Raw genomic sequence first — 8,288 nt, forward strand, 5'->3', positions numbered from 1 at the left:
CTCCGGCCCCACATCGCGCATCGCCAGCATGACATGCGCGTGCGGCTTCGGCGTGCCGTCCTTCGCCTTGTCCCAATGCACGTTCAGGTCCGCGACCATCCCGCGATCGACAAACTGCTGCTTCACGAAATCGCGCGCGAGCGCGACGCCCTGCTTCTCGTTCATTTCGCGCGGAATCGAGAACTCCACCTCGCGGGCAAGCTGCGCGTCCTTGCGCTTCTCCCCCGCCTCCACCTCGTTCCACAAGGTCGCGCGGTCGTTTAAACGCTCCGGCGCGCCTTCCGGCAACATGATCTCGGAGTGGGTCACGCCCGCCTTGTTGCTGAAATCGTGATCGCGGTTTAGCCGATCGTCATGTAACTCGGACGCGGAACGATAGGCGGCGCTCGCGACGGCGCTCGATCCGTTCGCGCGGCTGACAACCTTGGCGGAGAAGTGGTAGATCGCCATGACGCCCCGCTTATTGCACTTCTGAGCGCACGTCGGCAACGACGTATAAGCGCGCACTCACAATCCGCTACACTCCTCGTGATTGACTTGGTGCTGCCTACTGCTCCGTTCGTTCTTTACCCCCTGCGCCGGCTGCGCTAGAGTGTTCTGGCTGATGATCGCGGAGGGGTAGAGGCGATGCGGAAGGTGCGCGATTACGATGCGGAGTTGAAGGCGCTCGGCGACAAAGCCCGCGCGCTCAAGGCGAAGCGGGTCGAACAGCTCGGCCAGCTCGTCGCCGCCACGGGTGCCGATGCGCTCGATGCCGAGACGCTAGCGGGCGTGCTGCTGGATGCGGTCGGGTCGAAGGATGCGAGCGCAAAGGAGGCGTGGCGATCGAAGGGCGCGGCCTTCTTTCAACGACGCGGGCGCAAGCCTGTCCCGAGCGAAGTCGAGGGGGGTGGCGGCGCTGCTGCGATCGACGGATCGGGCGCTCAAGCTGAACCGGGCGGCGACGCTGCGGGCGGAAGCGGCGCGGCGGCGAACGGATAATCGGAGCTGGGTCGTGCAACGCCGCGAACGAACGCGCCACCTGATCGAGCTGGGCGGCCTCGTCCAGAAAGCCGGCCTGGTCGAACTGGCCGTCGACGATCGTGCCACGCTCTACGGCGCGCTGCTCGATCTCGCCGGACGCGCGCGCGGTGATGATGCCGGGGACGTGCTGGCGCTGTGGAAGCGGCGCGGCAAACGCGCGTTCGATGCCGAAAGCGATGCCAAGGAGGCGCGCTGATGAGCGCCAGCGATTATCGTGTCGCGCAACGCCCTGAACCGAAATTGGACGGCGCTTGGGGTCTCTGGTCTGCGGTTGAGGCCCGCTGGCTTGATCTCCTCTTTGCTACCGAGCGCGATGCGGTGGATGCACTGAATTATCTGCTCTTGCAAAACGGTGAGGAGGGGTAGTTGATGATCACATTCGATATCGAGGCGATCCGCGCCGAAGTGCGCGCGATGGATTTTACGCGCGGCACGCCGGCGGAAGTCGCCATGTGGCGTGAGGACATGGCGGAGTCGCGCGCCAACCTGGTTATCGAGGACATGATCCCGACGCCGAACGACGATGCGTTTTTCGACATGCTGCTGGACGAAGGCGTGTCCCCTCCCCTCGTGTCGCAAATCCTGCTGCGGCTGCTCGATCATCCCGACGCGATCTGAGTGGGGCTTTCCTGCGAGCAATCGTATCACTGACGCGCTCATCCGCTTGCGGTCGCCACACCAATGTCACGGTCACCGCCTAAAAAGCGAACAGGAGACCGAAGGATGCGCTCGCTAAGCCCGATGTTCGATGATGCGGTGATCGACTGCGTCGCAAGCGACCGCGCATCCACCGTCCAGAAACTCTTCCATGTCGCGGAACTGATCTGGGCAGAGGGTGCGGCCGACCGGTCGGCGTTCCGCTGGGGTACCTCGCGCCAATTGACCCCGACAAGCTGATGTCGCTACGCATGGCTTAAGTGGCGCTGCTGGGATCCTGATCCATCAACGGCTGCGGACCCGGCGATTCATTCGGTGATCGTAGGCAGCCTCAATTTTTGCCGCGTGGGCGGGCTCGGGTGGGCCGGTGCTGCGTGCGGACCAGGCTTGCGCCCCAAACCGATTTTCTTTGCCATAGCGCGCCGGGCTTCTGAATACGCCTCTGCCACCATCGGGTAGTCCGGCTTCAGATTGTAGCGTTCCCGATATTGCTCGGGCGTGAGTCCATGTCCGCTTAGATGACGGCGAAGCGTCTTGTACGGCTTGCCGTCGATCAGCGAGATGATATGATCCTTCGACGCCAGCGATTTACGTACCGACACCGCCGGGGTGAACTGGGCGGCCGTCGCTTCCTGCGGAACTGCTGTGCTCGATTGGTCGATCAATCCTGTGATGCTGTCACGCATCCGGGTGAGAAATGCCGGCACGTCCTCGGCCGCGACGCGCGTGTTGGGATTGCTCAGCCATGCGATCGTCAGCTCGGTTGCGAGCTCGATCGCGTTCGGGCCGGTATCGATTTCTGTGGTCATGAGGAAAGCTTGTCCTTGAGTGCCTTGGCCGGTGTGAACACCATTTTGGTCGACGCGGCGATCTCCATAGCTTCGCCGGTCCGGGGATTGCGACCGGTCCGGGCGTCCCGGGCCTTGCTGGAGAACTTGCCGAAACCCGGCAGCGACACCTCCTCCCCCCGCGCAACCGCATCGCCGATGTCACCGAACACGCGGTCGATCAACGCCCGGGCCTTGGCGGCACTCAGATCGCTTCCCTCGGCAATGCCTTTCACAAGATCGTCTAGCTTCATCAAATATCTCCCGTAAACGTGCACCGGGATAATCGTTCCGGTCACGGGCGCAACAGTGCATCCCCTTTCCGGGTGGCGCCGGCAAGATGCAGCGGGCTGGCGACACCGTTGCGTAGCGTGCGTAGATCGCGATCATGCAGCGATGATGTTTGTCCTGCGCATACGATGCCCGTTAATTGAGCAACCTCACTGATGGCGGGTCCGCGCATCGGCGGGCGTCGACCGATAAGCTGGCGGCTCGCGATCGTCGTGGCGGTGGTAGCCCTGTTCGCCAGCAACGCCTGGCTCAAGGGCATCTTTGGCTATGGCGAGATTGCGACCGACATTCCGTTCCTGCTGTTCGGCCTGATCTTGTTCTTCACCTGGCGCGTCAATCGCAATGCCGCCAACCGGCAAAGCGAGCTGCTGGGGTCGGCACGCTTCGGCGACCGCTCGGATGTGCGAAAGCTGGAAGCAAACGGGGATCTCCTGATCGGCCGCTCCGCCAAATCGGGCAAGCTGCTCCGCTATGACGGCGCGGCGCATCTGCTGACGATGGCCCCGACCCGCTCGGGCAAGGGCGTCGGCACAATCATTCCCAACCTGCTCTTGCTCGATCGCTCGGTGATCTGCATCGACCCCAAGGGCGAGAACGCCCGCGTCACCGCCCGCGCCCGCGCCACCAAGGGGCCGGTTTGGTGCCTCGATCCGTTCGGCGTCTCGGGCCGGCCCCCTGCCCGCTACAATCCGCTCGACCGGCTCGATCCCGCCAGCCTCGATCTCGCGGAAGATGCCAACACGCTCGCCGACGCCCTGGTCCATGACGCGCCCGGACAATCGGGCGAAGCGCATTGGAACGAGGAAGCCAAGGCGCTCATCGCCGGGCTGATCCTCCATGTCGTCACCACCGAACCCGCCGATCGTCGCACGCTGGCGACGGTACGCGAGTGCCTGACGCTCGCCCCTGCCTGCTTCGCCGATCTGTTGGCCGCGATGCAGGATAGCGCGGGCGCCGGTGGCCTGGTCGCGCGCGCCGCCAACCGTCAGCTCGGCAAGTCCGATCGCGAGGCGGCGGGCGTGCTGTCCTCGGCGCAACGCCATACCCACTTTCTCGATAGCCCGCGCATCGTCGCCAGCACGGCCGCGTCGGATTTCACCTTCGCCGGATTGAAGGACACGACCGCGACCGTGTTCTTGTGCCTGCCGCCCGATCGGCTCGATACCTATGCGCGCTGGCTGCGCCTGCTGGTGAGCCAGGCCGTCACCGACATGGCGCGATCGACCGCCCGCCCTGCCCGGCCGGTGCTGTTCCTGCTGGACGAGTTCGCCGCCCTCGGCCGCCTCGAACCGGTCGAGCGCGCGATGGGACTGATGGCGGGCTATGGCCTCCAGCTCTGGCCGATCCTCCAGGACATGCATCAGCTCAAGGCGAACTATGGCGAGCGGGCTGGCACCTTCATGTCCAACGCGGGCGTCTTCCAGGCGTTCGGGGTCAACGACCACGCCACCGCCGACATGCTCTCCCGCACGATCGGCGACACGACGCTGGAATACGATACCGTCAGCACGTCGCGCGGGATCGGCTGGGGCGACAATCGCGCCAGCCCCTCGGAAAGCGTCAGCGCGCACGTCACCGCCCGCCGGCTCGCCACGCCCGATGAAATCATGCGGATGCGGCCCGACCAGCTCCTCCTGCTGCGCCAGGGCGAACGCCCGCTCGCGGTCGAGAAAATCCGCTTCTATGACCAGCGCGAGTTCGCCGGGCTGTTTGATCCGGCCTGATTTAAGCCCCGCTGGCGATGGCTGCCGCGCTAGGCTCCCCGAACCACCCGGAAGCTCCTTCCCTGCCCTCACGGCGCATCTGGGCGGTCGTAGGAGGCGATTCCGCCGCCACCTCGCCCACCTTCTTCCCGCCAAGCCTGCGGCCGGTAGGCCGCATCTGTGACGCCGAAGGCGGCACGCAACGAACTACGCATTGGCCGTTAGGCCAATTCCGCTTGTATATTTCTAACTCTGCCGGGATTCATTCTGCCTCTCTGAATCACGTTCCTGGTCCATAATCGCTCGCCCGAGCCGGGCAAGAACCGCGGCTAGGCCGGGATCGTCAATGAACTCGGCCGGCTGCTCATCGAGCGGGAGGCTGGCGATCATCGCCCTGCCCTCCTCGGTCGCTGCCTGCCGCCGATCGCTGTCGTCTTCTGGCGGTGGTGGCGTCATGCTCCTTTCGACCTGTGGCGGAAGCATCAAGCGGTAGGCATTCGAGGTCTGCTTGACCTGGGGGCCGCGCATCCCCGCGTTGCCGGTCGGCACATAGCGGCGCAACCAGTCGAGGAAGCCATGCGCCTTGAGCCGCTTGAGCGCGTCCACGACGGCCGCGATCGAGCGGCCGATGCGAAGCGCCAGTGTCGCGATAGCCGGATCGAGCCGCCCGGTCTTGTAGTCGATCAGGCGTAGCAGCTCGCGCAACACTTCAAGCCCGACATGGCCGATCGCACCGTTCTCGCGGTTGTTGCGCTCGCGCCGGTGGGCAAGCCGTTTCAGCCGGTCATATTTCTCGGCCGCCTGCATGAAGCGAGCGACATTCTTGGGATTGAACGGCTGCCAGAACCGCCCTTCCCGGCCTTCCTCGGTGCGGCTGTAGCGATGGACCCGCTGGCCAGTCTGACGGCCTGGCCGCCTACCCTTCGCCCCTCCAAGGGCCTCGAACACAGTTTGCATGAAACCTCCCGTCGATCGGTCGGCCCGGCTGCTGGCGGCAATCCCTCATGGACATAGCTCTCCCGTTCTCGAAAACAGCGTTTTCGAGTTGACTTCGCGTCCGATCTGCGGGAGGCTGTTCCTGCTACAGAACGCGGGCCTCCGCCCATCAGACTTTCCGAGAGCCCGGCCGCCAAGCCGGGCTTTCGTCGTTTTGGCCCTAGCGGTGCCACCCGCTACGATCGCCACGGCGAATCGGCGAACGTGTCCGCCGACACCAAAGCCTGTCAGATTCCTATGTCTTTGGGAAGTGCGCTCTATAATGCTGGCGCAATAGGTCAGGTGTCCACGTGTTCACACATTCACACGTGAACCTGTTCACTTCTCGATGGGCTGATTGTATTTCTGGAGAATGTCGAGGACGGCCTCGGTCAACATCGCCTCGATCGTGCTGTCTTCCTTGACGGCGAGGATCGCGAACGCTCGGGCAACCGCCGGATCGAAACGACCGGCGATCGACTTCTTGCCGATGCGATTGCGCTGGCGACGTGGCGCTTCGATCGGCAGCATCGGTTCTTCAACCTCTGCGGGCGTGCCGGTCGATTTCCTGGCGTTCGTCGATCTTGCCACCCCCAAAGCTCCTAATCTTGTGTTCACACGTTCACATATTCACACGTGGACAGTTATCGCTCGCCGAACGGATGCTTGCCGTGCTGGCGCATGAGTAGGTCGATGGCTTCGCCAAGGAGCGCCTGCAACGTCGTTCCCTGCTCGGCCGCCAGCATGTTCAGACCACGACTAACCTCGGGACTGAAATAGGCGCTCACCGCCTTCTTGCCCTGCCGGGTCTGGGCGCGGGTGGCGGGCGTCGCCGTCGTCGGGTCGGGGCTGTCGCCAATCGCGCCAGCTTTCTCCGCCCGCTGCTGCTTCATCGCGCCGAACTTGCTCATGCCGCGCCCCGCTTCTTCCTGCTCACTCGTGAACGTGCGGACACGTTCACCTGTTCACTTGTCCACGCCCATAGTGCGGCGACCTCTTCCGCCGCTTTGCCTTCGGGTTCCAGCTCGATCGCGGTTTTCCCCTGCGCCGTGCTGTGATGATAGATCGCCCGCTGAGTGAGCATGACGGGCGCAACGTCCACGCCCATGCCGGCGACGCCATCGCCGCCCTCGATCAGCTCGCGGGCATCCCGATAGGTTGTCGGCGCGCGCTGCGGCCCGCCCATGAACAGCACGAACGCGGGCTTGCCGCTCGCCTGCACAAGCTCGGCCGTCATCTCGACGGCTTTGAGGTCGAAGGCTTGCGGACGACACGGAATCAACACCAGGTCTGCGACCTTGCAGGCCTCCCGCGCCATGATGTCGGCATGGGGCGGGGTGTCGATCACCACCAGGTCGGCCCCGAGTTCGGCCGCTTGTTGGAGCTTGCGGGGCAAAAGGGGAGGGGAGGCGCAATCGACCACCTCAAGGTCCGACGATCCGCGCCACTCGCTCCAGTGGCTTGCCGTCGCCTGCGGGTCGGTATCGAGGATCAACGCAGTAAGCCCCGCGCCTGCACCGGCTGCGGCTAGGTGGATTGCCAAGGTCGTTTTTCCCGCGCCGCCCTTCTGACTGATGACGGTAATGACCTTCATGTGAACCCCTAAACACGTGAACGTGTGGACTTGTGAACACGTTCACGTGTGAACGATACAATCGTCTAGGTCAAGGCGGCGATCCGCTATGCGGATCCTCGCCCCGCCAGCCGATCGGAACCCGGCAGGGCCAAGACCGCTTGCGGGCTTGGGGAGCAAAGCGACTGAGAGCGGCGGTGCCGCGCAGCGGCAGGCGCCAGACCTATTTGCTATTCGCGTTTCGGCACGCGTCGCCGAAACGGCCTCGTCGATCAGGGCTTCCAATTCCGCCGGCGGCACGTCCTCAAACCGGGCACGCACCTCCTCGATGGTTTGTTCGAGCGCCCGCCACTTGATGCCTTCCTCATCGAGAAAGCTGTCGAGGGTCGGACCCCGGTGCTTGTTGTCAGCCATCTTCGATGTCCTGCTCGGCGCTTGTCGATCAGGCGGGATGAAGGTGAAACCCTGCCTGACCGTCCACCTTACGCGGCAATACCGATACCGACACCTGCACGTCGCGATTGAGCCGGTCGAGAATCGTCATCAACCGGTCGATGGTAAAGCCCTTGAGCTTGGCCTGGCGGATGCGCGAAAAATCGGCGGCGGCGACGCCGGTGATCTTCTCGGCCGCCCGCACCGTCAGATTGTCGGTCGCTAGCGTCTTGCTAATCTCGGCCGCCAGGATCGCGCGGAGCTGGCGCTGTTCCGGTTCCTTCATGCCAAGGTCGGCATAGACGTTACCGGTGCCTCGGATCAGCTCGAAGTCGTCATCGTCGGTCATCGCAGCGCCTCCTTCAAACGCTTGATGCGCTCGCGCACCAAATCAATCTCCTGCTTCGGGGTGGCGATCCCGCTCTTGGACTTCTTCTGGAAGGCGTGAACCACCCAAATATCGTCATCGAGCTGGAGGGCGTAAATCACCCGGAAAGCGTCTCCCCGTTCCTTGATCGCCAGTTCCCATATGCCCGAACCCAACCCGGTCATGGGCTTGGCGATCTCCGGTGTGTCGCCCTCGGCGATCGCCGTGAGAGCGTCGGTCGCCTGGTCCTGCGCGTCCTCGGGAAAGCGGCCGAACTCTTTGAGCGCGCCCTTGATCCACGAGATGTTACGTAGGGCTTTTCGATGCATTAGCGAGAATGTAGTTGTTTATCACAACACGGTCAAGGGGTCGCATCGCCCTCTGACGATAGTTTTGTGTGAACCCATGAGCACGTGAACGTGTGAACGTGTGAACGTGTG

General features: G+C 63.9%; 16 protein-coding genes. 6 read left to right on the plus strand and 10 right to left on the minus strand.

Features of this window, described 5'->3' with window-relative positions; genetic code table 11:
• On the minus strand, window positions 1–450 hold a 450-nt coding region (locus DI606_RS18490), incomplete at its 3' end, for a MobA/MobL family protein (RefSeq protein WP_293985341.1).
• A gap of 177 nt (window positions 451–627) precedes the next feature.
• Here DI606_RS18490 and DI606_RS18495 point away from each other — a divergent pair.
• The 5 genes from DI606_RS18495 (at window position 628) to DI606_RS18515 (ending at window position 1,920) form a co-directional block, all read left to right on the plus strand.
• Entirely contained in the window at window positions 628–981 is a 354-nt protein-coding gene (locus DI606_RS18495; protein ID WP_016509651.1) for a conjugal transfer protein TraD, read from the plus strand.
• A gap of 13 nt (window positions 982–994) precedes the next feature.
• Window positions 995–1,219, plus strand: a complete 225-nt coding sequence (locus DI606_RS18500) for a conjugal transfer protein TraD (protein ID WP_293985342.1) — start codon at window positions 995–997, stop codon at window positions 1,217–1,219.
• Window positions 1,219–1,389: a hypothetical protein gene (locus DI606_RS18505; protein ID WP_156442736.1), complete on the plus strand. Its 171-nt coding sequence runs from the start codon at window positions 1,219–1,221 to the stop codon at window positions 1,387–1,389. The genes DI606_RS18500 and DI606_RS18505 overlap by 1 nt, the downstream gene beginning before the upstream one ends.
• Before the next feature lie 3 nt (window positions 1,390–1,392).
• The gene (locus DI606_RS18510; protein WP_016509660.1) at window positions 1,393–1,641 is read left to right on the plus strand and encodes a hypothetical protein; all 249 of its coding nucleotides are present in this window, start codon (window positions 1,393–1,395) and stop codon (window positions 1,639–1,641) included.
• A gap of 105 nt (window positions 1,642–1,746) precedes the next feature.
• Window positions 1,747–1,920: a hypothetical protein gene (locus DI606_RS18515; RefSeq protein WP_293985343.1), complete on the plus strand. Its 174-nt coding sequence runs from the start codon at window positions 1,747–1,749 to the stop codon at window positions 1,918–1,920.
• Between the two features lie 68 nt (window positions 1,921–1,988).
• On the opposite strand, the gene DI606_RS18520 is transcribed toward DI606_RS18515, so the two are convergent.
• Together DI606_RS18520 and DI606_RS18525 are read right to left on the minus strand one after the other, a co-directional pair.
• Entirely contained in the window at window positions 1,989–2,489 is a 501-nt protein-coding gene (locus DI606_RS18520) for a MucR family transcriptional regulator (RefSeq protein ID WP_016509662.1), read from the minus strand.
• A complete protein-coding gene (locus tag DI606_RS18525; RefSeq protein WP_035386333.1) occupies window positions 2,486–2,761 on the minus strand; it encodes an HU family DNA-binding protein in 276 nt (91 codons plus the stop codon). Before DI606_RS18525 ends, DI606_RS18520 begins: the two co-directional genes overlap by 4 nt.
• Before the next feature lie 192 nt (window positions 2,762–2,953).
• Between DI606_RS18525 and DI606_RS18530 the strand changes: the two genes are divergently transcribed.
• Window positions 2,954–4,522 carry a type IV secretory system conjugative DNA transfer family protein gene (locus DI606_RS18530; protein ID WP_293985344.1) on the plus strand — a complete coding sequence of 523 codons (1,569 nt, stop codon included), beginning with the start codon at window positions 2,954–2,956 and terminating at the stop codon, window positions 4,520–4,522.
• A 225-nt stretch (window positions 4,523–4,747) separates the two neighbouring features.
• Here the strand turns inward: DI606_RS18530 and DI606_RS18535 are convergent, their stop codons facing one another.
• The 7 genes from DI606_RS18535 to DI606_RS18565 all read right to left on the minus strand — a co-directional run bounded on the left by DI606_RS18535 (window position 4,748) and on the right by DI606_RS18565 (window position 8,177).
• Entirely contained in the window at window positions 4,748–5,308 is a 561-nt protein-coding gene (locus DI606_RS18535) for a hypothetical protein (protein WP_016510870.1), read from the minus strand.
• 507 nt (window positions 5,309–5,815) lie between these two features.
• Window positions 5,816–6,067 carry a ribbon-helix-helix domain-containing protein gene (locus DI606_RS18540; RefSeq protein ID WP_231635604.1) on the minus strand — a complete coding sequence of 84 codons (252 nt, stop codon included), beginning with the start codon at window positions 6,065–6,067 and terminating at the stop codon, window positions 5,816–5,818.
• 53 nt (window positions 6,068–6,120) lie between these two features.
• Window positions 6,121–6,387: a ribbon-helix-helix domain-containing protein gene (locus tag DI606_RS18545; protein WP_016510872.1), complete on the minus strand. Its 267-nt coding sequence runs from the start codon at window positions 6,385–6,387 to the stop codon at window positions 6,121–6,123.
• Window positions 6,384–7,070: a ParA family partition ATPase gene (gene parA / locus DI606_RS18550; protein ID WP_293985345.1), complete on the minus strand. Its 687-nt coding sequence runs from the start codon at window positions 7,068–7,070 to the stop codon at window positions 6,384–6,386. Before parA ends, DI606_RS18545 begins: the two co-directional genes overlap by 4 nt.
• Before the next feature lie 42 nt (window positions 7,071–7,112).
• A complete protein-coding gene (locus DI606_RS18555) occupies window positions 7,113–7,463 on the minus strand; it encodes a ribbon-helix-helix domain-containing protein (protein ID WP_035386794.1) in 351 nt (116 codons plus the stop codon).
• A gap of 28 nt (window positions 7,464–7,491) precedes the next feature.
• Entirely contained in the window at window positions 7,492–7,830 is a 339-nt protein-coding gene (locus tag DI606_RS18560) for a helix-turn-helix domain-containing protein (protein ID WP_126053717.1), read from the minus strand.
• Window positions 7,827–8,177 (minus strand): type II toxin-antitoxin system RelE/ParE family toxin, encoded by a 351-nt coding sequence (locus DI606_RS18565; protein WP_126053716.1) that lies wholly within the window; start codon window positions 8,175–8,177, stop codon window positions 7,827–7,829. The genes DI606_RS18560 and DI606_RS18565 overlap by 4 nt, the downstream gene beginning before the upstream one ends.
• Window positions 8,178–8,288: the final 111 nt, after the last annotated feature.

The organism is Sphingobium sp., assembly GCF_003248505.1.
Taxonomy (GTDB): Bacteria; Pseudomonadota; Alphaproteobacteria; order Sphingomonadales; family Sphingomonadaceae; genus Sphingobium.